Below are 21,477 nucleotides of genomic sequence, written 5' to 3'. Positions count from 1 at the left end.
TCACCGGAGCCGATCGTTCAGATAGCTGTTGAGGACTCGCTTGCACTCAGCGATCAGCTGGGCGTCGCCCTGTGGATCGGTACGGAAGGCAAGTTTCAGCACGCTGTCCGCGCACTCCAGGGCCACCCGCACCGCGATCTCGAATTCGGCGTTGTCCTGGGCCCCGGTCAGGGAGGTGGTCAGTGAGCGCAGCCTTCCGGCTACCGCGGTGTTGTTGTCCAGGGTCGGCTCCAGGATGTGGTCCTGTCCCACCGCACCGAAGTCGACCACGCCGAAACCGGTGATCGTCCGGCGCATGGTGACGAACTCGTCGACGGTCACATCCACGATGCCCGAGATGCCTTCGGGCTCCTCCCGCTCCACACGGTCCGCGACCCGCCCCAAGAAGGACTCCAGATTGCGGGCGGCGAGCGCGCCGATCAGCCCCTCCCTGTCGGAGAAGAACTGGTAGAGGGTGCCGATGGGCACCTCGGCCCTGCGAGCCACCTCCTTGGTGGTCAGCGCTGCATAGCCGACCTCGTGCAGGAGTTCGGCGCAAGCGTCCAGCAGCCGTTCGAAGCGTTCGGCGCTGCGCTTCTGCACCGGCAGTCGGCGCAGCGTCCCTGCGATGCGATCTTGATTCACGCTTCCATCATCCCACCGAACAGGCTAACGTGAGCCATGCTCATGTTTCAGGAGGTTAGACGTGACACTGGATCATCTGCCCGCGGACTTCATCTGGGGCGCCTCGACGGCGTCGTATCAGATCGAGGGCGCCACCGAGGAGGACGGCCGCGGCCCCTCAATATGGGACACCTTCACCGCCCGGCCCGGCACAGTCCGTGACGGGCACACCGGCGATGTGGCGTGCGACCACTACCACCGGTACGAGGAGGACATCGCGCTGATGGCCGAGGCGGGCCTCACCGGCTACCGCTTCTCCATCGCCTGGCCCCGGATCCAGCCGACCGGCGCAGGTGAGGTCAATCCTCGGGGTCTGGACTTCTATGACCGACTGGTCGACGGCCTGCTCGCTCACAGCATCGAACCTGTCCCGACCCTGTTCCACTGGGACCTTCCGCAGGGCCTCGAGGACAGCGGCGGCTGGCTGAACCGCGACACCGCACACCGCTTCGCCGAGTACGCCGCCATCATGGCCGACAGGCTGGGCGACCGCGTCCAGAAGTGGATCACACTCAACGAGCCGTTCATCCACATGGTCTGGGGCTACGGTCTCGGCACTCATGCACCGGGCCGCGCCCTGTTCCTGGACTGCCTGCCGGTCGCCCACCATCAGTTGCTCGGCCATGGCCTGGCACTGAGGGAGCTGCGGGCGCGCGGCCTCCAGGTGATGATCGCCAACAACTGCACCCCGGTCTGGCCCGCTTCGGACGCTCCCGCCGACCGCGCCGCCGCACGAGCCTATGACAACCTGCACAACCGCCTGTTCAACGACCCGATCCTCACGGGGAGCTACCCGGACCTGTCGGCCTTCGGCGCGGACGCGGCCCTCGGCGGCTCCGTCCAAGACGGCGATCTCGAACTGATCTCGGCCCCCTTGAGCGCGCTCGGCATCAACTACTACAACCCGACCCGGATCCAGGCGCCGACGTCCGAGGGGCTGCCGTTCGACGAGGCCCCCGTCGAGGGCTACCGCCGCACCGCCTTCGACTGGCCCGTCGTTCCCGACGGCCTACGGGAACTGCTCGTCGACCTCAAGGAGCGTTACCCGGCACTCCCACCGATTTACATCACGGAGAACGGCTGCTCCACCGAGGACGTCGTCAACGCGGACGGCACCGTCCTCGACCCGGACCGCATCGACTATTTGGACACCCACCTCCAGGCCGTCGACGCCTCCGTGGCCCAGGGCGTGGACGTGCGCGGCTACTTCACCTGGACGCTGATGGACAACTTCGAATGGGCCGAGGGCTTCCACCAGCGCTTCGGTCTCGTCCACGTCGACCACGACACCCAGGTCCGCACCCCGAAGGCGTCCTTCGCGTGGTACCGCGACCTCATCCGCGCTCAACGCGGATGAATCGGGGCAGGAGCATCACATCCCTCTGCCTCGAGGCGACGTCAGGTGGGAATTGTCAGCCGGAACGTCGAAGACTCCGTCGGGCTGGTCGGCCGGCGAGCGACGGGGGCGGCCGAGCCAATGGCGGGCCGACCCGTCTCCATTCGATCGAACAGGCAGTGGAAGGTCGTCCGCGACTGCATCACCGACCGCGGACCCTCCAGTTCCCTGGCCCATCAGCGTCCGCAGGATCTCCACCACCCATGCATCCAACGGGCCCTGGACGAGGCGTCACGGCCTTGACGTCGTCCGCACCGGTGAACCCGCTGTCGGCTCGTTGAGGATCACCAGCGCCGTTCCGGTGTTTGTCCCACAGGACCAGCATGTCCGGCCGCAGCAGATGCAGTAGCCGTGAGGCGTAACGGGTTTCGCCGCCGGTCGGCGGCCCGAACACCGCGCCCATGAGCGCTCTGGTCCCGGTCTCGACCAGCGTCATCGATTCCATGGCCGGATAGCCGCGGCGAGACGTCCGCCCCCGCCGGACGCGGTGCCGCTCGGAGTCGGCGACCTTCTCTGAACTGCACCCGTCGAACGACACCGTCCGGAACGGACCGGATCGCACCCCCGGTGTCGTCGGCCGGGCCGGCGGACCGGCCAGCACCTCGAACAGTGCCCGAACCGGTGCGACTCCAAGCCGACGGCGCAGATCACGCAGGGCCTTCGGCGTCCGACCGTCCACCGAAACCCCGTCCAGGCCCGCCGCCGACCTGCCCCGGACCAACCGGTCTCCGACCTCGGGGAACAGGCACATCGCGGACCTGGATCCCGGTGGCATCCAGATGCAACTCAATGCCCTCGGTCTGGGCATATGCGAACACATCCGCCACGGTCCGCAGGCGCAGACCAGGACGGTCGGGAACCGCACATCCCCGCCGGACGAGCCGCCCCCGCATCTCGCCGATCGCGCGAGTGATCGCGGAGCGGTCGACACCGAACAGCAGCCCCAGTAGTGAATGCGGAAGGTCGTGCCGCAGATGGACCGGATCGGCCACAGGCCGGTCGGCAGCCGGCGTGTCCGCCCGATACCTCCGCCAGGAGTTCCCAGGCGACGGCGGCGCGCATCGCACGCGCTGCCGACCATGTCGGAGCACCGTCGACCGGCCGGGCAAACCTCGCGGCGGGCAAGATCATCGCATCGAGCTAATGTCAGCGGCTTCTCAGGGCCGATCGGGTGCCCCGGCCTTTACTGTTTCCCGGGATCTGGACGGATTCCCAGATGTTTGCCCCCACTTTTCCTCTTTCCCGGTGACGCGCACGCACGCCGACCACAGCCCTGACGAAGGAGAGCCCGCCCGATGTCTGTTGACACCAGCCCGGAAGCACCGCTGGAGCCGCCGCAGCAGTCCAGCCTGAGCACGGCGGCTGCCCGTAACCTCGCCACCACGACCAAGTCCGCCCCGCAGATGCAGGAGATCACCTCTCGCTGGCTGCTGCGGACGCTCCCCTGGGTGGAGGCCAAGGGTGGCGCCTACCGGGTGAACCGTCGGCTGAGCTACACCGTCGGCGACGGCCGTGTGGAGTTCGTTCAGGACGGTGCCGACGTCCGGGTGATCCCCCGCGAGCTCGGCGAACTGGCCCTGCTGCGCGGCTTCGAGGACGTGGAGGTGCTGACGGCGATCGCCGGCCGGTGCGTCCAGCGCGATTTCCGTGCCGGCGAAACGCTGGTCGAGCGCGGTACGCCCGCCGAACAGATCCACCTGATCGCCCACGGCCGCATCAGCCAGACCTCCGTCGGCAAGTACGGTGACGAGGTCGCCGTCGCCGTACTCGCCGACGGCGACCGGTTCGGTGAGAACGCTCTGCTGGACGCGGACGCCCGGTGGGACTACACGGCCACCGCCGATACCGCCGGCACCCTGCTCACCCTGTCCCGCGGCGACTTCGCCGCCGTGCTGTCCACAGCACCGAGCCTCCAGGCCCATATCCAGCAGTTCAGCTCACTGCCCCAGCAGCGGCAGAACCGTCACGGCGAGGCCGAGATCGCCATGTCGGCCGACCACACCGGCGAGCCCGAACTGCCCGGCGCGTTCGTCGACTACGAACTGAAGCCGCGCGAGTACGAGCTCTCCGTCGCGCAGACCATTCTGCGGGTCCACACGAGGGTCGCCGACCTCTACAACGGGCCGATGAACCAGACCGAGGAGCAACTCCGGCTCACCATCGAGGCGTTGCGCGAGCGCCAGGAGCACGAGCTGATCAACAACAGGGAGTTCGGTCTGCTCCACAACGCCGACTTCAAGCAGCGCATCCAGACCCACTCCGGCCCGCCCACGCCGGACGACCTCGACGAGCTGCTCTGCCGCCGCCGCGGTTCCAAGCTCTTCCTCGCCCACCCCAGGACGATCGCGGCGATCGGGCGTGAGTTCAACTCCCGCGGGCTCTACCCGGACCACGTCGACCTCGGCGGGCAGCAGGTCCCGGCCTGGCGCGGGGTGCCGATCCTGCCCTGCAACAAGATCCCCATCACCAAGGAGAACACCAGCTCGATCCTTGTCATGCGTACCGGGGAGGACAACCAGGGCGTCATCGGCCTGCACCAGACCGGTCTGCCCGAGGAGTACGAACCGGGCCTGTCGGTGCGCTTCATGGGCATCGACGAGCGGTCGATCATCTCCTACCTCGTCACCACCTACTACTCCGCCGCCGTCCTCGTGCCGGACGCGCTCGGCGTGTTGGAGAACGTGCAGATCGCCCGCAGGCACGACTAGACGATCCGCCCTGGCCGGCGGCTACGACCGTCCGGACCGTCCGGGCCGGCCGAGCGTGCCTGGGTCCGGGGCAGCCGCCCATCCCACCAAGGAGCCATGGATGCCCGCCCCTGAGTCTTCCCCAGCGCAGTCGAGTCTGCCTGCGTCCGCTTCCCACTTCGGGACGTATGTTCTCGCCAACGCCGCCCGCGCCTGCGACATCGGGGCCGCTACCGGCGACCGACCCGTGCTGCCTTCCCTGCCGACTCCGTCTCCTGTCGATGTCCCTGCCGTCGAGGTGCGGACACCGAGCCCCGGCCTGGAACGGATCCTTCGTGGTCCCAGTGGCCTGGGTACGGCGAGTCTGCACCTGACCCGTCGCGAGGAGCCGTCGCCTCCGCCGGAGCCACCGACGGCTCCGGCGGAGGGCAACCCGATCCCGGGCCTCTATCACCACCCGGTGCCGGAGCCCCATCCCGGACGAGTGCAGGAGGTCAGCCTCAGGATCAAGGCCTGGGCGCTGGACGAGGTCGATCTGTACCCCGAGGACTGGGAGGACCAGTTCGACGGTTTCTCCGTGGGGCGGTACATGGTCGCCTGCCATCCGGACGCTCCCACCGTCGACCATCTGATGCTCGCCACGCGCCTGATGGTCGCCGAGAACGCGGTGGACGACTGCTACTGCGAGGACCACGGAGGCTCCCCGGTCGGCCTCGGCGAACGCCTCCTGCTGGCCCACACCGCCCTCGACCCCCTGCACACGACGAAGGAGTACCAGCCGCAGTGGGCGGAGTCGCTCCATTCGGACGCGCCTCGACGCGCCTACCGCTCGGCCATGGAGTACTTCCTCCAGCAGGCCAGTCCGTCCCAGGCCGACCGGCTCCGGCACGACATGGCCCGTCTGCACATGGGGTACCTCGCCGAGGCCGCGTGGGCCCAGGCGGACCACGTCCCCGAGGTGTGGGAGTACCTGGCGATGCGCCAGTTCAACAACTTCCGCCCCTGCCCCACCATCACCGACACCGTCGGCGGCTACGAACTGCCGGCCGACCTGCACGCTCAACCCGCCATGCAGCGGGTCATCGCGCTCGCGGGCAACGCCACCACCATCGTGAACGACCTCTACTCGTACACCAAGGAGCTCGCCTCCCCCGGCCGGCACCTGAATCTGCCCGTGGTGATCGCCGAACGTGAGGCCGTCTCCGACCGTGAGGCCTACCTGAAGGCGGTCGAGGTCCACAACGACCTCATGCACGACTTCGAGGCCGAGGCCGCAGCCCTGGCCGCCGCCTGCCCCGTCCCGAGCGTGCAGCGCTTCCTGCGGGGCGTGGCCGTCTGGGTCGACGGCAACCACTACTGGCACCAGACCAATACCTATCGCTACAGCCTGCCCGATTTCTGGTAAGAAGAATGGATTTATCTGTGACCAGCAACGAGCTCACCACCGTCGCCACCTCCACTCCTGTGTTCATCCCCTCCCCGGCAACGCCGTACCAGGGGGACATCGCCCGCTACTGGGACGGCGAGGCCAGGCCCGTGAACCTCCGTCTCGGCGATGTCGACGGCCTTTACCACCACCACTACGGCATCGGCGACGTCGATCACGCCGCCCTCGGCGACGCCGACGACAGCGAACACGAGAAGAAGCTGATCGCCGAGCTCCACCGCCTGGAGTCCGCGCAGGCCGAGCTCCTCCTCGACCACCTCGGCCCGATCGAGCGCGACGATCTGGTCGTGGACGCCGGCTGCGGCCGCGGCGGCTCGATGGTCATGGCCCACCAGCGCTTCGGGTGCAGGGCCGAGGGCGTCACACTGTCGGCCAAGCAGGCCGACTTCGCCAACCAGCGCGCCCGCGAACTCGGCATCGAGGACCACGTCCACGCCCGTGTCTGCAACATGCTCGGCATGCCCTTCGAGACCGGCCGGGCCGCGGCCTCGTGGAACAACGAGTCGAGCATGTACGTCGACCTGCACGACCTCTTCGCCGAGCACTCCCGCATCCTCGCGGTCGGCGGCCGCTACGTGACCATCACCGGCTGCTGGAACCCGCGTTACGGTCAGCCCTCGAAGTGGGTCTCGCAGATCAACGCCCACTTCGAGTGCAACATCCACTCCCGCCGGGAGTACCTGCGCGCCATGGCGGACAATCGCCTCGTACCGCAGGCCGTCATCGACCTCACGCCCGCAACCCTTCCCTACTGGGAGCTGCGGGCCACGTCCTCGCTGGTGACAGGCATTGAAGAAGCGTTCATCAACTCCTACAAGGACGAGTCCTTCCAGTACCTCCTGATCGCAGCCGACCGCATCTGACCGCCTGCCGACCGAAAGAGTCTCGTCCGTCACCGACGGACACAGCTGGTCGGTACGGTTCCTGACGCTGCATCGGCCCTCAAGACCTGGTGGTGGTCTTGAGGGCCGACGTCGTCGTACGGGGAGGGTGTCGATGCCATGCGTCTCGACACGTCCGGCTCCATCGAAGACCGACCCGATGACGGGCGCAGCGGTGCGGAGCGGAATCCGCGGAGGCCATGAAGCCTTCCGGGCGCCGGGCGCACCTCTCGGTTGATTATTGGTCGCACACTCAATAGCATGGACCTCATGTCGTCAAGCATCCAGCGGAAGCGTGTTCGAAAATCGCCGTCGGATCGACGCATGGAGATCGTCGACGCGGCTGCCGCCATTGCTCTGGCCGAAGGCCTGGAGGGCATCACGTTGCGCCGGATCGGCGAGCAACTCGGCGTCCGACCAGGCCTCATCAGCCACTACTTCCCCGCGGTGGAGGATCTCGTGGCCGAGGCGTTCGGCACCGCGGCCGGAGCCGAACTGGACACCCTTCTGCCGACGGACCGGGCGGCGGGAACACCCACCGAACACCTCGCACGCTTCTTCTCACTCGCGACGGGCACCGCGTACGACGAGATCAGCCGGCTCTGGATCAACGCCCGGCACCTCAGTCGCTACCGCCCCGCCCTGCGCGACAGGGTCGGCCGTCAGGAGGCCATGTGGCGCGGCCGCCTGGAGAGTCTCATCCGTGAGGGCGTCGACCGCGGGGAGTTCCGCACCGACGACCCGTATGTGACGACCATTCAGATCCTCGTGGTCATCGACGGCCTCGGCGCGCACGCCAACACTCATACCGACGACCGGCCCGACGCGGTGACGAGGATGGCCGTGACCACGGCCGAACGCGAACTCGGCCTGGAGAGCGGCACACTCCTGGACCACGCCGGTGCGCTCGGGGCCGGGGGACGTCAGCCGTCCGGGACCGACCCGGCCGACGTCGACGCAGGCACCGGGGACTGAGCCGGTACGGTCCGCGGCCCGCCGCGGACCGTGGCCGTCACTGCGACGCAAGGCGTCCACCGCTCCGCCCGAGCGCTCGAACGCGACATCCGCGCCTGACCCTCCGACCGGTAGCCGGACCGGACGCCTCTCTTCGCCCGGCTGCGCGCGGGAGCACCGGTCTTTCGCGGGAGCGACACGACAGCCGGATGACCCGCTTCGTCACTGCGGGGCGGCCCTCAGGAACGCAGCACTGCCAGGACCCGGCCGCGGAGCAGCTCGTACTCCTCACGGAGTCGCACGATCTGCGCCGGCCGTTCGATCACGTCGCCGCCGACGACCATCTCGTCGGGTCCGAACTGCTCGCGCGTGAGGTCGACTTCTATCCCCATGCCCAGACGGTTCCACCAGTGGTAGTCCACTCGCTCACCGTTGACATGGACCTCGCCACGGATCAGCACCCCGCCCAACAGATCGTGCACCACCAGGGCAGTGACACCGCACTGGTCGCGCGCCGGGTTGTCCGCTGTCCAGTTCGGTCGGTGCTCCGGCGTCGTGGTGTCCGCGCCCCAGGAATCGCGAATGGCCTGCTCAAGATCGTTCAGGTTGCTCGGTGTCATGCCTCTCAGCCTGGCAGACGCCTCTGACAGTCCCGCGACGCATCGTGTCCGCTCGGGTCGGGCCGTCGTCGCCTGGGGCCGGTGACCGCCCCATGGTCGCGGCATTCCGTGACGTGGGGCGGGAGGCCCGGGAGAAGTCGGCGTACGGGGAACGGCTGACCGCCGCGCCGGAGGACCGGATCGACGCGCCGCGGGCAGCCGTCGCCCGGTCTCCCGCGCTGGACCCGACACGCGTCGCGATACGCGGCCGGTCGTTCGACACGTATCTCGCGGCTGCCGCCGCGCCACCTCATCGGGAGTGCTCCGAGCGGCAGCGGCCGGCGGCGCACCGACCGGCCGACGGCTCCACGACACCCATTGGGAGGAACGACCCCTCGGCCACCTGGAGGCAATCCCGGAGAACCACGAGCTCCGGGGCGGGCCATCCGGTCACCCGGGAGGAGGCGGCGAACAATCCGTCGCCGCCGGAGAGGGACTTCCTCAAGAAGTCCCTCGGACGGGAATTCGGGGAAGCCGACGCGCGCACCCCGGTCCGGCACAGAAGGCGCGAAAACCGCAATCATGAACAAATAAGCCATGAGTGCCGAAGTCGAGAACTCCGGCATCGTGCAGATCGACGTCATGAACATCACGGAAGGGAAGCCGGCATGAGTGCTTCGCAGGACCAGGAGATCCGTCCCGGGCGTAGGGCCGTGGTCGCAGCAGCCGGGGCCGCCTCGGTGGCTGCCGTACTCACCGCGTGCGGCAGCCAGAAGGATTCCGGCCGTTCGGGTACGGCCAAGCCGGCCGATGACGGAACGGACGGCGGCGGCGCACTGGCGAGGACCGCCGACATCCCCAAGGGCGGCGGGAAGATCTTCGCCGACCGGGGTGTCGTGGTGACACAGCCCGAGACGGGCGAGTTCAAGGCTTTCTCGTCGAAGTGCACCCATCAGGGCTGTGCGGTGTCCAGCGTGTCGGACGGCACCATCAACTGCCCTTGTCACGGGAGCAAGTTCGACATCTCGACGGGCGAAGTGGCGGCGGGCCCGGCCGGCCGGCCCCTGCCCGCCAAATCGATCACGGTGAAGGACGGCTCGATCACGCTCACGTCCTAGTCCTCCCCCGGCTGCGCCAGCAGCCGAGCACATCATCGGTGGTCGTGACGGTGGCGACGAGGGACAGGGTGTTGCGGATCATCGCGGGCGTGTAGTCGGCCGGCACTCCCGCGATGGCATCGGACGGCACCACCGCCGTGTATCCGAGGTTCACCGCGTCGAACACGGCGTTGGGGACGGCGACATTGGCCGAGACTCCGGTGACGACGAGCGTCCGGCAGCCGAGGTTGCGCAGCAGCGCGTCCACGTCCGTTCCGGCGATGGGCGAGAGGCCGTGCAGCCTGCGCACGACGAGGTCCTCGTCCGCCACCTCGATGGGCTCGGCGATCCGTACGGCCGTGGTGCCCGAGTGCTGCTGTACGGGCAACCGTCCGGCAGCCCGGAAGAGGCGGGCGTTGTGGTTGGCACCGCGCCCGTCCGGGCGTCGTTCGGCCACCGCGTGCAGTACCTGGACCCCGGCCTCGTGGGCGGCCGCGACCAGCCGGGCGACACGGTGGAGCGCCCCGGAGGACCTGGCCTCGGCGGCAAGTTCCGGCAGCGCGCTCTCGGCTCCCACCACACCTTGCTGGCATTCGACCGTCAACAGCACGGTGGTGGCGGGATCGAGCTGCTCGGCGAGCTGTTCCTTCGACGGCACGGCGGCCCCTTTCGGTGGCGGATCGGGCGCGCGAGGCTAATCGCCATTGCGTGGCAGCGGAAGAGGCCCCATGATTTCTGACACATAGTCAGCTATCGGGAGGGGCGCCCCATGGCCGCCATTCAGCGACGGGGCCGTCGGATCATGATGACGGACGCCGAACGCGACACCTATCTCGCCGAGCAGCGCACCTGCCGCGTCGCCACCGTGTCCACCGACGGCCGCCCGCACGTCGGTGCCCTGTGGTTCACCTGGGACGGCTCCTCGCTCTGGCTGTACTCGATCACCCGCAGCCTGCGCTGGTCCCAGCTGCGAGAGGACCCGAGGGTCGCGGTGGTCGTGGACGACGGGGTGGAGTACACGGATCTGCGCGGCGTAGAACTCTCCGGCCGGGCCGTCACCGTCGGCGAAGCGCCCCGCATCGGCGACGCTTGCCCCGAACTGCACTTGCCGGAGAGGCTGTTCGCGGCGAAGTACTTCGGGATGGACACCATGCCGCACGACGGCCGGCACGCCTGGCTCCGACTCACCCCGGAGGCCATCACGTCCTGGGACTTCCGCAAGCTGTCAGGACCGTCCGCGGCCTGAGCAGACCGCTGCCGGCCTACGTCAGGGGCGCTTCCATCTCCCGACCGACCGCCCGGAGCGCCGCCACCGCCGCCCTGATGGACGGGCGGCGATCCGCGTCGGTACGCCACACGGCGTGGACATGCCGTCGCATCTTCTGCCGCACCGGAACGAGCCGCACCCCGTCGGGTACCGGTCCGCGCCCCAGCCGGGGCGCCACGCAAACGCCCAGCCCGGCGGCGATCAGGGCGAGTTGGGTGTGGTGCTCGCCGGCCAGATGCGCGATGCGCGGTTCGATGCCCTTGGAGCGCAGGGTGAACATCAGCCAGTCGTAGCAGAACTCGCCTTCCGGCCAGGACACCCAGTCGTCCTCGGCGAATTCCTCCAGGTCCACCTCCGCCCGGTCCGCGAGTCGGTGGCCGGCCGGCATCGCGATGTCCGGTGCGTCGTCCAGGAGTCCGGCCACGGCGAGGCCACCGGGGACGGGCAGCCGCTTGTTGCTCCAGTCCAGCACCACTGCCAGGTCGATGTCGCCCCTGATGACCGCACGGATTCCGTCCTCGGGTTCGAGTTCCCGTGTGAACACGCGCAGTTCCGGGTGGTCGGAGCGCAGCGCGGCGAGCGCCGCGGGGAAGAGCCCGCGCGCCGCGGTCGGAAAGGCGGAGAGCCGGATCTCGCCCACCACCTCACCGCGCTGCGCCTCGATGTCGGCCTGGGCGAGCTCGACCTGGGACAGGATCCGGGCGGCATGGTCGGCGAGCAGGCGGCCGGCGTCGGTGAGCCGGACCCCGCGACCGTTCTTGGCGAGGAGCTGCTGACCCACCTCCCGCTCCAGCTTCGACATCTGCTGGGAGACCGCCGAAGTGGTGACATGCAGCCCCTCGGCGGCTCCGCTGACCGAACCGTGCCGGGCGAGGGCGTCCAGGGTGCGCAGGCGCTCCAGATTCAACATGTAAGCAATGCTACGTGGATCGCCATACAAAATCTCACTTGTCCTACGTGATTCTCTTGGTCATCGTGGACCCCATGAGCGCGCCCGCGACATCGAGAAACACCCCATCGACAGCCACTCCTCCCGCCGATCCCCCGGCTACCGCCCTGCCGGGCGGGGCGACCACTCCGCATGCGCCCCCCGACCCGGTGTCCGCCGCGCGCCCGAAGCTGGACTGGCGGATCCGCTTCGGGGCCCTCTCGCTCATCTGGGGCTTCAGCTTCCTTCTGATCAAGGTCGGCACCGAGGGATACGCACCGTTCCAGGTCACGCTCGGCCGCCTCCTGTCGGGCACGGCGGTGCTGGCCGTCGCGATGGCGGTACGGCGGGAACGGCCGCCGCGCGGCGCCCGGACCTGGGGGCATCTGGCCGTCGCCGCGTTCCTCCTGAACGCGCTGCCGTTCTCGCTCTTCGCCTACGCCGAGCTGAGCATCCCGTCGACGCTGGCCGGCATCTGCAATGCGACCTCACCCCTCTGGGGCATGGCACTGTCGCTCGTCGCGCTCTCCGAGGACCGGCCGACCCGTCGCCGCGTAGCCGGGCTCGGGCTCGGCTTTCTCGGCGTACTCACCGTCCTGGGAGCCTGGCAGGGCTTCTCCGGGCTGGACTTCAGCGGTACGGCCATGGCCCTGCTCGCCTCCCTCAGCTATCCGATCGGCTGGATATACGTCCGCAGGACGCTGGCGGGCAGCGGTTCGTCCGCACTCTCCCTGACAGGCGGCCAGCTCTTCCTCGGCACGGTGCAGATCGCTCTGGTCACCCCGGTGTTCACCTCGTTCCCCGGCGGCTTCCCGCTGCTCCCGACCCTGGCCGTGGTCGCCCTGGGGGCGCTCGGCACGGGCTTCGCGGTGCTGGTGCAGTACGGGCTGGTGGCCGAGGTCGGACCGACGACCGCGCAGATGGTCACCTATTTCATCCCGGTCATCGCCACCACGGCCGGCGTCGTCGTGCTCGGTGAGCGGCTGAGCTGGAACACTCCGGTCGGCGCGCTCGTGGTCCTGGCCGGCGCCGCTCTCACCCAGAGCAGGAGGCACAGCACCGGGTCCGGATCCGAGGCTCAGCCGTAGTTCAGCGGCTTCGCCGGCCCCGCCGCCCCCGCGACCGCGTCGGCCAGTGGCCCGATGTCGGCCTCGGTGAGCGGTGAGACGGTGAGCCGGATCCCCTGGGGCGCGGCCATCCGGAACCGCGCCCCGGGCGCCACCGCCCAGCCCGCGTGCAACAGCCGTGCCACGGCCCAGGTCTCGTCGCTGACCGGCACCCACACGTTCATGCCACTGCGGCCGTGCGCCTCCACTCCTCGCTCCCCCAGAGCCCGCACGAGTGCGTCGCGCCGCCGCGCGTACGCCTGCGCCACCTCTGCCGGGTCGACCGCGTCCGACGTCCACAGATACGCCACGGCTCGTTGCAGCAGCCTGCTGACCCAGCCGGGGCCGAGCAGCTGCCGGCCGGAGACCCGGTCGACCGTGACCGGGTCTCCGGTCAGTACGGCGACACGCAGGTCCGGCCCGTACGCCTTGGCCACGGACCGCACGAACGCCCACCGGTCCGTGGCACCCGCCAGCGGGTACAGCGGCAGATCGACGATGCCGTGCCCGTGGTCGTCCTCGATCAGGAGGACGTCCCGGTGTCCGGCGAGGACACCCCGCAGCTCGAAGGCACGCCCGCCGGTGATCGCGGCGCCGGTCGGATTCTGCGCCCGGTCCGTGACCACGAGGGCACGGGCACCGGCGTTCAGCGCGCGCTCGACGGCGTCGGGCAGCGGCCCCTCGTCGTCGAGCGCCACGGGCACGGGACGCAGCCCCAACGCCGGTACGAGGTCCAGCAAGCTGCCCCACCCGGGGTCCTCGACGGCCACCGCGTCGCCCGGTTTGAGATGTGCGACCAGTACCCGCTCGATCGCGTCCAGCGATCCGGAGGTCGCCACCACCGCACCGGCCGGCAGCCCGTCGGCGTCCAGCGCGGCACGCGCGAGTGCGGCGAACTCCGGATCCACCGGCGCCTGCCCGTACATCCCGGGCTGTTGCGCGTACTCGCCCGTGACCGCCGCGAACGCCTCTCCCAATGGGGGCAGCAGGGCCGGATCGGGATTCCCCTCCCCCAGATCCCGCACTCCGGGCGGGGCCTCGACCCGGAGCGAGCCGCGCGCCGTGCTCGCGGGGCGCGGCCGGACTCTGCTGCCCCGACGCCCGGCCGTCTCGATCACCCCGCGCTCCCGGAGCGTGCGGTAGGCGGCCGCCACCGTATTGGGGTTCACTCCCAGATGATCCGCCAACTCCCGCATGGGCGGCAGCACTTGTCCAGGCGCGAGGTCACCCGAACCGACCCCGAGCTCCACGCTCGCGGCAATCTCCGATGCACGCCGCCCGACGATCCGATACTCTCCTAGCACAAACAAGATTATGCACTAGTGCAATGGAGTACGCAATGTCGGACACCGCATCGCCACAGGCCACGGGCACGGACGCCGGGACCGCATACCAGCCGACCGGGCGCACCGTCCCGACCCGTTCCCGCGACCGCGCGGCGTACGACCGGGAACTGGTCCACTCGATACTCGACGAGGCATATGTCTGCCATCTCGGTTTCGTCCGTGACGGCGCGCCGGTCGTCCTGCCGACGCTCTTCGGACGGATCGGCGAGCGCCTGTACGTACACGGCTCGACCGGCTCCCGCCCCCTGCGGGAGTCCGGCCGGACCGACCCCGGACTGCCCGTCTGTCTGACGGTGACGCATGTCGACGGACTGGTGCTGGCGCGCTCCGCCTTCCACCACTCGATCAACTACCGCTCCGTGGTGGTCCACGGCATCGCGCGCACGGTGACGGACCCCCAGGAGCGGCGGACCGCTCTCGACGCGATCGTCGACCACGTGGTGCCGGGGCGGTCCGCCGACTCCCGGCCCGCCGACGAGAAGGAACTCGCCGCGACCGCGGTGATCCGGCTGGACCTCCAGGAGGTCTCCGCCAAGATCCGCACCGGCGGCCCCAACGACGAGCCCCGCGACCTCGGACTCCCCCACTGGGCGGGCGTCGTCCCACTCGCCCACGGCTATGCGACGCCGCTCCCTTCGGACGACCTCGACCCCGCCATCGCACTGCCGGACTACATCACCGCGCTGTGAGCCGCCTCGGGGTGGACGGGCCCACCGCCGGGGACACGGGCCACGCCCACCCCGGCGGTCAGGCCGGTGCCGCCGCCCGGCGGCGGGCGTGCGCGGCGCCGCGCGCCTCGGCGAGCGCCAGCCCCGCCACGGCCACGAGGAGCAGCAGCGTCCCGACGACAGTGGCTGCGGTGAGCCGCTCACGGAGCACCACGACGGCGATGACCGCCGCGCTGACCGGTTCGAGCAGCATGATCACGGACACCGTCGCGGCACGCACCGCAGCGGCGCCCGCGAAGTAGAGCGCATAGGCGAGCGCGGTCGGCACCGCCGCCACATACACCAGGAGCGTCACCACCTGCGTCGGCTGAGCGGTGTGGGGTACGAGCCCTTCGGCCGCGGCCATCGGCAGCAGTCCGACAGCTCCGATCCCGAAGGCCCAGGCGCTGGTGGCGAGGGAGTCGGTGGCGCCGCCGTCACGGCCGAGCCATCGGGTCAGCAGAGTGATCGTCGCGTAGCCGGCCGCGGAGAGCAGGGCCAGGACGACTCCGGCAGGCCGTACCGTCGCCCCGTCGCCGCCGAGCACCAGCACGGCGAGCCCGGCCAGCGCACCCGTCACAGCGGCCGACCCGCCGCGCCCCAGCCGTTCCCCCATGGCCAGCCGCGCACCGACCGCGATGAGCACCGGTCCCGCCCCGAGCGTGACAACGGTCCCGACCGCCAGTCCGGTCGCCTCGACGGCTGCGAAGTACGCGCTCTGGAAGACGGTGAGGCCCGCGCTGGTACCCAGGACGCGCAGCACCCGACGGCCGCGTGGTTCGGCCGGAGCTGCTGCGCGTCGGGGCCGCAGCGCCAGAGCGGCAAGCAGGAGTACAAGGCCGCCCGCACAGCGCCAGAAGGACAGGGCGAGCGGTCCCAGATCGCTGACCTCGAAGATCAGCGAAGCGGCGGCCCCGGCAGTTCCCCAGGCCACACCGGCGACGATCAGATAGATGAGGCTCCGCCCGACGGGCAGGCCGGAAGCAGGGTTCGACATGTGACTTCTCCGGATGAAGACGGAACGGTGGTCGCTCGGCTCCGCACGGGCAGCGACGATCCGCTCGGGAACTGCCCGAGCCCGGTCTTCGTCAGGAGTGGCCGCCCGCGCTAGGCGGCGGGCGGCGAAAGCACGGTCGAATTCATGATCAGCAGGCTACGTCGCAGCGCGGCCCGCGGACAACTCCCCCTCGGCCGCGGCTCGGCCTGCGCCCGGCCTCTCGGCGTGCGCCTCGCCCGTTCCCGAGGCAACGGGGCCGGAGGGCGTCCTCGGCGTCGCCGACTGGGCGATGAAGGCACCGATCAGCACCATGCAACCGCCGATGAGCTGCGGCGCCGACAGATGCTCGCCGAGCAGCACCCACGCGAGCACGGTCGCGATGACCGCCTCCAGGCAGGCGACGACGCCCGCGACCGCGGGAGAGAGCAGCCGCACCGAGATCACCCCGGTGACATAGGCGACCACCGTCGCCACCAGCACGATCCAGACGATCAGCAGCCAGGCGGGCACGTCCGTACCGTCCATGGACGCGCTGCCGCCGAGGACCGCCCAGTCCATCTTCCAGGGCCTTGCGACCAGGGTGAGGACCACCGTACCGATCAGCAGTCCGTACGCGATGACACCGACCGGATGGGGCGGTTCGACGCCTTCCGCCCGGTCCGCGCTCCCCTGGTCCGACAGGACGAAGTAGCCGACCTGACAGCAGGCGGCACCGAGCGCGAGCAGCAGCCCGGCCACGTCGAAGCTCAGCCCGGACCAGACCTCGACCACGCAGGCGAGTCCCGCGACGGCGAGCACCACACCGACCGCGGCACCCCGAGTGACCGGACGGCGCTGGACGAAGCGGACCCAGCCCAGGACGAGCGCGGGCGCCAGATACTCGACGAGGAGCGCGACACCGACGGGTACACGGGAGATCGCGGCGAAGTAGCAGGCCTGCACACCCGCGACGGCGAGCAGCCCGAACCCCAGCAGCAGGACCGGCCGACTGCGGACGAGGTCCCGGTGACGCCAGGCGACAGGCAGCATGACGAGGGCGGCACCCGCCACCCGCAGCCACACCACATGGAGCGGATCGAGCCCCGCCTCGATGAGCGGCTTGGCCGCCACCCCTGAACCACCGAATGCGAACGCCGAGGCCAGGGCGAGTCCCAGGCCGGCGCTTCTCCCCTGAGACGCGTGCATCGGCACATCATGACAGCTGCGGTCAGGAGCGTCACCCCGGTGATCACTGACACACCTCCCCGTCAGGCGCTCGGATCGATCACGCCCGTACGCACCACGCCCGGGACCGACCGCGGCGCTGTCGGCAATCGACCGCTCCGTGCCGCGGGCAGCCCCGTGTCGTCGTCGACCGGTCGGCGTCATCCCGGCGGCAACTGCCGCGATGCACAGCCCTGACCGCGGGACGCCGAACGAACTGCCGCGCCCATTCAGCACCGTTGTGCCGGGCGCTCAGCCCCCGGCCCCGCGCCGCCCCTGGTCGGAGGCTCCCATGATCCGGGCGGCGAGTTGCTCGGCGTCGACACCGGCCCGCTCCAGCACCTCGACGGCCCTGCACTCGTGATCCATGGCCAGCGCCGCGAGCAGGTCGAGCCCTCCGGCCCGCACATCGCCGCGCAGCGCCGCCCGCTCGTGCGCTTCGGCCATGGCCGAAGCGGCCGAGGGTGACCAGCCCTCCACTCCCACGTCCCGCGCGGCGGAATCCGGATCCCTGACGACCGGAACAGCGCCGGAGTCCTCCACCGAGCCCTGCCATCGGAGCCCGTATCCGATACTGCGCTGGACGAGATAGCCGAGCACCTTCGCCAGCTGAGGTCCACCCTCGAAGGCCGACCTCACCTCGGGGTCCGATTCGATGAGGGAGTGCAGCAAGTGCGCCGTATCGATCTGCCGGTCGCCGTCCCGCAGCGCGCGCCTGCGGGCGCCCGTCACCACAACGGCCAGCTCCACAGTGAGTCTGGCGTCGAACTCAGCACGGTTCGGTGCGGGCTGCTGAGGGATCCGCGGCGTCCGGTTTTGCACACCTCTTACCCCATCAGTCCCACGGCCCCGGGGCATCGCCGGAGGGGCCCATTTAGGCATCCCACGCAAGTTGGGCACATCAGAGCACCCTCTCCTCCTTACGGATGAGATCTCGCCATTCCGGGACCCGATCCGGAAAAACGGCGCGCGCCGCCTTGCGCCGCGCTCCCGGAGCAACCGGGAACCGCCCCCCGTACGTCCCACAGGCCACACCATCCATACGGCAGCCGGAAGGGAGTGCGCGGACGTGTCCTGGTTGGTCGCCCTGCCGGCGCTGGACGGACAGGAATACGTGTACCTGGTCCACGCACCGGCGGACGCCCTGCTCGCCGATCTCTTCTGGGCCGCGTTCCACTGCCATGACGACGGCCCGCACCCGCGCGCCTGCGACCGTTTCGACGCGGCTCTGATCTGGCAGGCGGGAGCGGAGGAAAAGGAGCGGAGTCCAAAGATCTGACGGTTCATCAGTATTGAATGTTCACGTCGGTGCGACTACGTTCCGCGACACCGAAACCCGCCGAGAAGGGGTGGTCGCATGGCCGAAGTCAGTGCAGAGGCTCGCATCGCAGCACCGGCCGAGAAGGTCTGGGCCCAGCTGACGGACTTCACCGCGTACGGCCAGTGGAACGCCACCCACACCAGCTTCCCCAAGGGCGGCCCGGCAGCACTCGAAATCGCGGCCACGTACGAGGAGAACATGAAGCTCATGGGCTTCCCCGCCGAGGTGACCTGGACGGTGGCGGAGCTGGAGACCGCACGCCTGCTGACCACCAGGGGCAAGGGACCGATGGGCGTCAACCTCGCCATGCGCTACTCGCTGACACCCGACGGGGATGCGACCACGGTACGCATCGACGGGGAGTTCACCGGCGCCGCGGTCTCCTTGATGGCGGGCAAGCTCAAGGACTCCGCGACCGCCGCCCTGGTCGAGTCGCTGCGCAAGCTGGGCGGGCTCGTCGCCGCCTGAGACCACCGGGACGACGGAAAGGGCCTCGCGGCTCGGCCGCGAGGCCCTCGGCGCCCCACCCACGGGTCAGTGCTCGTCGGCAAGGATCAGATAGAGCTTCTTCCGGGCGTCGTTGATGACCGTGAGCGCCTTCTGGCGCTGATCGGCCGAGCCGGTCTTCCAGACCTGGCCGAACGCCTCCATCAGGCCGAAGCCGGCCTGCCGGATCTCGTTGACGCTCTCCCAGTCGACCCCACGCCCGGCTTCCTCCCAGGGCGCGTCGGGACCGGACTCGGCCTCGGTGCGACCGGCGTCGGTGAGCGTGAACAGCTTCTTGCCACCCTCGCTCGCGCTGACGATCAGGCCCTCGTCCTCCAGCAGCTGAAGAGTCGGGTAGACCGAACCCGGACTGGGCCGCCAGGCGCCGCCGCTGCGGTCGCCGATCTCCTGGATCATCTCGTACCCGTGCATCGGCCGGTCCTTCAGCAGCGCCAGGATCGACGCACGCACGTCACCGCGGCGCGCCCTCCCTCGGCCGCCCCGGCCACGCCCCCCACCGAAGGGGCCACCACCGAACGGCGGACCGAACGGCCCGAAGGCGGCCCGACGCCCCTCGAAGTCACCCCGACCCGGATGACCGGGCCCGCAATGCCCGTGTCCATGCCCGTGCTCATGCTCATGTCCGCGTGAACGCATCGTTGCATTCCTTTCATCTTTGATCTGTCGCGATGCTTCAACGATATATCGGAACCGATCGCTTGACAAACATCGCGGTCACGCCCCGGATGTGCTCTCTCACGTCCGGGCGGGGCGGCCTCCGATCTCACGTCCGGCAACCGTGATCGAGAGCGCGGTCACTCGCCGAGGTGACTCATGTCCCCGCACGGCATACGGCCTGTCCCACGGCTCCGCGATGGTCAGGCCATGGGTGCGGTACGGGCTCTGCGGGACGGGGCCCCGCAAGAGGTGCCGTACTTCGATGAGGCTCGGCCGGATCGCGGTGAAGAGGTAGGCGAGCCGTCGGGGGTACGCGGCGGTGGCCTTCGACGTGGGGCGGCCTTCTTCGCGCGGGCGGTGAACGGGGCCGGGCAGGTGGTGGACTGCCACCCGACGGACCACATCGACGCACGGTCCGCGGCGGCGTTCGCCGCGATGCGCCGCGCGTACGAACAGCCGGGATGGGCCTGTCGGTTGACGGGGAGATCGATGCCGTGGGGAGGGCGAAGCCGCGTCGGCCGGCCGACTGCCGCCACCCCCGTCACGGGGAGTCGAAGGGTCTCGATGCGGCGGTGGCCACGTCCTTCGCCGTCCCAGCACCGCTGGTGGCCCAGGCCGCGTCCGTCGGCGCCCCCTTCAGGTTCCGCCGGTGGTGTTCCATCCGCTTTCGGGCACTGGTCCGGCACCACCACGATCCGCACCTGGGCCCCGAGCCGCTATCGCCTCGTGCGGGACGAGCCTGTCGCTCACAGAACCCGCAACTCCACTGAGCACCCTCTCCGCCGGACTTCATCGCCCCTCGGACCGGCCCGTCGTGCGCGATCAACCCGTCGGCGGGAGCGGCGTCGCTCCGGGCGCCACTGCTCCCGGACCGGCCCCCAGATCCACCGCCGGGTTGTCGGCGCGCTGCTCCGGAGTCGCCCGTGTGACAGAGCCCTTCTACCTTGCGGCGGCCCGGAAGTCGTACGACACGGTCGCCGCCCCCTGCACGGAACTCGTGAAGTCCCCGGCGGAGTTGGATCCGCTGTCACGCGCGATGCCGGCCGCGCTCGTCGAACTCGCGCGGGAAGGCCGACCGCGGGCACCGTGACCACAGACGCGTCTCGGGACGGCCGGCACGAGGCATGGCCCGGAGCACCGTCAAGGGGCGCCGGGGCTCCGACCGGGCGCCGCGGCTCAGCGTCACCGGCCCTCCGCGACGAATCGAAGCACGACCGGCATCCGGATCGAAGAGCGCCGTCAGACCAGGCAGAACTCGTTTCCCTCCGGGTCGGCCATCAGCACGTGATCGGGTCTGCCCTGCAGCTCGTACTCACGGACCACGGTCGCCCCCGCGGCGGTCAGCCGCTCGACCGCCCGGACCACACGGGGCCACCTGACCTCCCAGGGAGTGTCACGACCGCCGCCGACCTGCACGTCCAGGTGCAAGCGGTTCTTCACCACCTTCGACTCCGGCACCTGCAGGAAGGACAGCGCGGGGCCCTCCCCGTCCGGATCGGCGAGGTACGCGCCCTGGTCCCACTCGTCCGGTGGGACCTCGTGATGAGAGAACCATTCCTCCCAGCTCTCGAACCCCGCGGGCGGGGGCTTGGGCGTGTAGTCCAGCGCCAGTGCCCAGAACTCGGCCAGCTTCGCCGGGTGCGCGCAGTCGATCGTCAAAGTCCACTTGGTCGCCATGAGGCTCTCCTCGGTCCGGTCCACGGACCGTACCGTG

23 protein-coding genes and 1 pseudogene are annotated in these 21,477 nt (G+C 70.0%); 12 read left to right on the top strand and 12 right to left on the bottom strand.

Going from position 1 to position 21,477, the window contains the following annotated elements; all coding sequences use genetic code 11:
- The gene (locus tag ACIQCZ_RS27500; protein ID WP_402285747.1) at positions 1-624 is read right to left on the bottom strand and encodes a TetR family transcriptional regulator; all 624 of its coding nucleotides are present in this window, start codon (positions 622-624) and stop codon (positions 1-3) included.
- A 61-nt stretch (positions 625-685) separates the two neighbouring features.
- Here ACIQCZ_RS27500 and ACIQCZ_RS27495 point away from each other — a divergent pair, with 61 nt between their 5' ends.
- The gene (locus tag ACIQCZ_RS27495) at positions 686-2,020 is read left to right on the top strand and encodes a GH1 family beta-glucosidase (protein WP_402285745.1); all 1,335 of its coding nucleotides are present in this window, start codon (positions 686-688) and stop codon (positions 2,018-2,020) included.
- Between the two features lie 764 nt (positions 2,021-2,784).
- Here the strand turns inward: ACIQCZ_RS27495 and ACIQCZ_RS27490 are convergent.
- A pseudogene (locus tag ACIQCZ_RS27490) lies at positions 2,785-3,060 on the bottom strand (transposase family protein); the annotation flags it as partial.
- Between the two features lie 294 nt (positions 3,061-3,354).
- Here ACIQCZ_RS27490 and ACIQCZ_RS27485 point away from each other — a divergent pair.
- The 4 genes from ACIQCZ_RS27485 to ACIQCZ_RS27470 all read left to right on the top strand — a co-directional run bounded on the left by ACIQCZ_RS27485 (position 3,355) and on the right by ACIQCZ_RS27470 (position 8,049).
- The gene (locus tag ACIQCZ_RS27485; RefSeq protein WP_402285743.1) at positions 3,355-4,767 is read left to right on the top strand and encodes a family 2B encapsulin nanocompartment shell protein; all 1,413 of its coding nucleotides are present in this window, start codon (positions 3,355-3,357) and stop codon (positions 4,765-4,767) included.
- A 55-nt stretch (positions 4,768-4,822) separates the two neighbouring features.
- Entirely contained in the window at positions 4,823-6,151 is a 1,329-nt protein-coding gene (locus tag ACIQCZ_RS27480) for a family 2 encapsulin nanocompartment cargo protein terpene cyclase (protein WP_402285740.1), read from the top strand.
- Positions 6,152-6,156: 5 nt separating this feature from the next.
- On the top strand, positions 6,157-7,056 hold the full coding sequence (locus ACIQCZ_RS27475; RefSeq protein ID WP_402285738.1) for a geranyl diphosphate 2-C-methyltransferase: 900 nt from the start codon (positions 6,157-6,159) through the stop codon (positions 7,054-7,056).
- A gap of 288 nt (positions 7,057-7,344) precedes the next feature.
- On the top strand, positions 7,345-8,049 hold the full coding sequence (locus tag ACIQCZ_RS27470; RefSeq protein WP_402285737.1) for a TetR/AcrR family transcriptional regulator: 705 nt from the start codon (positions 7,345-7,347) through the stop codon (positions 8,047-8,049).
- Positions 8,050-8,267: 218 nt separating this feature from the next.
- On the opposite strand, the gene ACIQCZ_RS27465 is transcribed toward ACIQCZ_RS27470, so the two are convergent.
- On the bottom strand, positions 8,268-8,648 hold the full coding sequence (locus ACIQCZ_RS27465; RefSeq protein WP_402285735.1) for a hypothetical protein: 381 nt from the start codon (positions 8,646-8,648) through the stop codon (positions 8,268-8,270).
- Positions 8,649-9,295: 647 nt separating this feature from the next.
- Between ACIQCZ_RS27465 and ACIQCZ_RS27460 the strand changes: the two genes are divergently transcribed.
- A complete protein-coding gene (locus ACIQCZ_RS27460) occupies positions 9,296-9,745 on the top strand; it encodes a Rieske (2Fe-2S) protein (RefSeq protein ID WP_402285733.1) in 450 nt (149 codons plus the stop codon).
- Here ACIQCZ_RS27460 and ACIQCZ_RS27455 read toward each other — a convergent pair.
- Complete coding sequence (locus tag ACIQCZ_RS27455) at positions 9,735-10,382, bottom strand: cysteine hydrolase (protein WP_402285730.1); 648 nt, start codon at positions 10,380-10,382, stop codon at positions 9,735-9,737. The genes ACIQCZ_RS27460 and ACIQCZ_RS27455 overlap by 11 nt on opposite strands.
- A gap of 111 nt (positions 10,383-10,493) precedes the next feature.
- Here ACIQCZ_RS27455 and ACIQCZ_RS27450 point away from each other — a divergent pair, with 111 nt between their 5' ends.
- Positions 10,494-10,970: a pyridoxamine 5'-phosphate oxidase family protein gene (locus ACIQCZ_RS27450; RefSeq protein ID WP_402285728.1), complete on the top strand. Its 477-nt coding sequence runs from the start codon at positions 10,494-10,496 to the stop codon at positions 10,968-10,970.
- A 16-nt stretch (positions 10,971-10,986) separates the two neighbouring features.
- On the opposite strand, the gene ACIQCZ_RS27445 is transcribed toward ACIQCZ_RS27450, so the two are convergent.
- Entirely contained in the window at positions 10,987-11,901 is a 915-nt protein-coding gene (locus ACIQCZ_RS27445) for a LysR family transcriptional regulator (RefSeq protein WP_402285725.1), read from the bottom strand.
- A 74-nt stretch (positions 11,902-11,975) separates the two neighbouring features.
- On the opposite strand from ACIQCZ_RS27445, the gene ACIQCZ_RS27440 reads away from it, so the two are divergent.
- Complete coding sequence (locus ACIQCZ_RS27440; RefSeq protein ID WP_402285722.1) at positions 11,976-13,007, top strand: DMT family transporter; 1,032 nt, start codon at positions 11,976-11,978, stop codon at positions 13,005-13,007.
- Here the strand turns inward: ACIQCZ_RS27440 and ACIQCZ_RS27435 are convergent.
- Positions 12,998-14,329: an aminotransferase class I/II-fold pyridoxal phosphate-dependent enzyme gene (locus ACIQCZ_RS27435; protein ID WP_402285720.1), complete on the bottom strand. Its 1,332-nt coding sequence runs from the start codon at positions 14,327-14,329 to the stop codon at positions 12,998-13,000. The two genes, ACIQCZ_RS27440 and ACIQCZ_RS27435, sit on opposite strands and share 10 nt — an antisense overlap.
- A 35-nt stretch (positions 14,330-14,364) precedes the next feature.
- Here ACIQCZ_RS27435 and ACIQCZ_RS27430 point away from each other — a divergent pair, with 35 nt between their 5' ends.
- Complete coding sequence (locus ACIQCZ_RS27430) at positions 14,365-15,060, top strand: pyridoxamine 5'-phosphate oxidase family protein (RefSeq protein ID WP_402285717.1); 696 nt, start codon at positions 14,365-14,367, stop codon at positions 15,058-15,060.
- Between the two features lie 58 nt (positions 15,061-15,118).
- Here the strand turns inward: ACIQCZ_RS27430 and ACIQCZ_RS27425 are convergent, their stop codons facing one another.
- The 3 genes from ACIQCZ_RS27425 to ACIQCZ_RS27415 form a co-directional block, all read right to left on the bottom strand.
- Positions 15,119-16,075 carry a DMT family transporter gene (locus ACIQCZ_RS27425; RefSeq protein WP_402285715.1) on the bottom strand — a complete coding sequence of 319 codons (957 nt, stop codon included), beginning with the start codon at positions 16,073-16,075 and terminating at the stop codon, positions 15,119-15,121.
- Between the two features lie 156 nt (positions 16,076-16,231).
- Positions 16,232-17,260, bottom strand: a complete 1,029-nt coding sequence (locus ACIQCZ_RS27420) for an EamA family transporter (RefSeq protein WP_402285713.1) — start codon at positions 17,258-17,260, stop codon at positions 16,232-16,234.
- A 270-nt stretch (positions 17,261-17,530) separates the two neighbouring features.
- Positions 17,531-18,100 (bottom strand): Clp protease N-terminal domain-containing protein, encoded by a 570-nt coding sequence (locus ACIQCZ_RS27415; protein WP_402285711.1) that lies wholly within the window; start codon positions 18,098-18,100, stop codon positions 17,531-17,533.
- Between the two features lie 247 nt (positions 18,101-18,347).
- Here ACIQCZ_RS27415 and ACIQCZ_RS27410 point away from each other — a divergent pair, with 247 nt between their 5' ends.
- Together ACIQCZ_RS27410 and ACIQCZ_RS27405 are read left to right on the top strand one after the other, a co-directional pair.
- On the top strand, positions 18,348-18,557 hold the full coding sequence (locus ACIQCZ_RS27410; RefSeq protein WP_402285709.1) for a hypothetical protein: 210 nt from the start codon (positions 18,348-18,350) through the stop codon (positions 18,555-18,557).
- A 78-nt stretch (positions 18,558-18,635) separates the two neighbouring features.
- Positions 18,636-19,067 (top strand): SRPBCC family protein, encoded by a 432-nt coding sequence (locus ACIQCZ_RS27405; protein WP_402285707.1) that lies wholly within the window; start codon positions 18,636-18,638, stop codon positions 19,065-19,067.
- A gap of 66 nt (positions 19,068-19,133) precedes the next feature.
- Here the strand turns inward: ACIQCZ_RS27405 and ACIQCZ_RS27400 are convergent, their stop codons facing one another.
- Complete coding sequence (locus tag ACIQCZ_RS27400; protein ID WP_402285706.1) at positions 19,134-19,742, bottom strand: PadR family transcriptional regulator; 609 nt, start codon at positions 19,740-19,742, stop codon at positions 19,134-19,136.
- 99 nt (positions 19,743-19,841) lie between these two features.
- Positions 19,842-20,153, bottom strand: coding sequence for a hypothetical protein (locus ACIQCZ_RS27395; protein WP_402285704.1), 312 nt, complete (start codon positions 20,151-20,153; stop codon positions 19,842-19,844).
- A gap of 535 nt (positions 20,154-20,688) precedes the next feature.
- Between ACIQCZ_RS27395 and ACIQCZ_RS27390 the strand changes: the two genes are divergently transcribed.
- The gene (locus tag ACIQCZ_RS27390; RefSeq protein ID WP_402285703.1) at positions 20,689-20,853 is read left to right on the top strand and encodes a hypothetical protein; all 165 of its coding nucleotides are present in this window, start codon (positions 20,689-20,691) and stop codon (positions 20,851-20,853) included.
- A 149-nt stretch (positions 20,854-21,002) separates the two neighbouring features.
- On the opposite strand, the gene ACIQCZ_RS27385 is transcribed toward ACIQCZ_RS27390, so the two are convergent.
- Positions 21,003-21,440 carry a VOC family protein gene (locus ACIQCZ_RS27385; protein WP_402286241.1) on the bottom strand — a complete coding sequence of 146 codons (438 nt, stop codon included), beginning with the start codon at positions 21,438-21,440 and terminating at the stop codon, positions 21,003-21,005.
- Positions 21,441-21,477 lie beyond the last annotated feature (37 nt).

It is taken from the genome of Streptomyces sp. NPDC093149, from assembly GCF_044754145.1.
GTDB lineage: Bacteria > Actinomycetota > Actinomycetes > Streptomycetales > Streptomycetaceae > Streptomyces.
Note: the sequence above shows the minus strand (reverse complement) of the source record. Positions and strands in the feature narration are given on the sequence as shown.

What these genes read in the sequence shown, in the direction of transcription:
- ACIQCZ_RS27485 (WP_402285743.1), top strand. Translation starts at nt 3,355, where the DNA reads ATGTCTGTTGACACCAGCCCGGAAGCACCGCTGGAGCCGCCGCAGCAG.
- ACIQCZ_RS27475 (WP_402285738.1), top strand. Translation starts at nt 6,157, where the DNA reads ATGGATTTATCTGTGACCAGCAACGAGCTCACCACCGTCGCCACCTCC.
- ACIQCZ_RS27470 (WP_402285737.1), top strand. Translation starts at nt 7,345, where the DNA reads ATGTCGTCAAGCATCCAGCGGAAGCGTGTTCGAAAATCGCCGTCGGAT.
- ACIQCZ_RS27465 (WP_402285735.1), bottom strand. Translation starts at nt 8,648, where the DNA reads ATGACACCGAGCAACCTGAACGATCTTGAGCAGGCCATTCGCGATTCC.
- ACIQCZ_RS27460 (WP_402285733.1), top strand. Translation starts at nt 9,296, where the DNA reads ATGAGTGCTTCGCAGGACCAGGAGATCCGTCCCGGGCGTAGGGCCGTG.
- ACIQCZ_RS27450 (WP_402285728.1), top strand. Translation starts at nt 10,494, where the DNA reads ATGGCCGCCATTCAGCGACGGGGCCGTCGGATCATGATGACGGACGCC.
- ACIQCZ_RS27445 (WP_402285725.1), bottom strand. Translation starts at nt 11,901, where the DNA reads ATGTTGAATCTGGAGCGCCTGCGCACCCTGGACGCCCTCGCCCGGCAC.
- ACIQCZ_RS27440 (WP_402285722.1), top strand. Translation starts at nt 11,976, where the DNA reads ATGAGCGCGCCCGCGACATCGAGAAACACCCCATCGACAGCCACTCCT.
- ACIQCZ_RS27430 (WP_402285717.1), top strand. Translation starts at nt 14,365, where the DNA reads ATGTCGGACACCGCATCGCCACAGGCCACGGGCACGGACGCCGGGACC.
- ACIQCZ_RS27425 (WP_402285715.1), bottom strand. Translation starts at nt 16,075, where the DNA reads ATGTCGAACCCTGCTTCCGGCCTGCCCGTCGGGCGGAGCCTCATCTAT.
- ACIQCZ_RS27420 (WP_402285713.1), bottom strand. Translation starts at nt 17,260, where the DNA reads ATGCACGCGTCTCAGGGGAGAAGCGCCGGCCTGGGACTCGCCCTGGCC.
- ACIQCZ_RS27405 (WP_402285707.1), top strand. Translation starts at nt 18,636, where the DNA reads ATGGCCGAAGTCAGTGCAGAGGCTCGCATCGCAGCACCGGCCGAGAAG.
- ACIQCZ_RS27400 (WP_402285706.1), bottom strand. Translation starts at nt 19,742, where the DNA reads ATGCGTTCACGCGGACATGAGCATGAGCACGGGCATGGACACGGGCAT.
- ACIQCZ_RS27385 (WP_402286241.1), bottom strand. Translation starts at nt 21,440, where the DNA reads ATGGCGACCAAGTGGACTTTGACGATCGACTGCGCGCACCCGGCGAAG.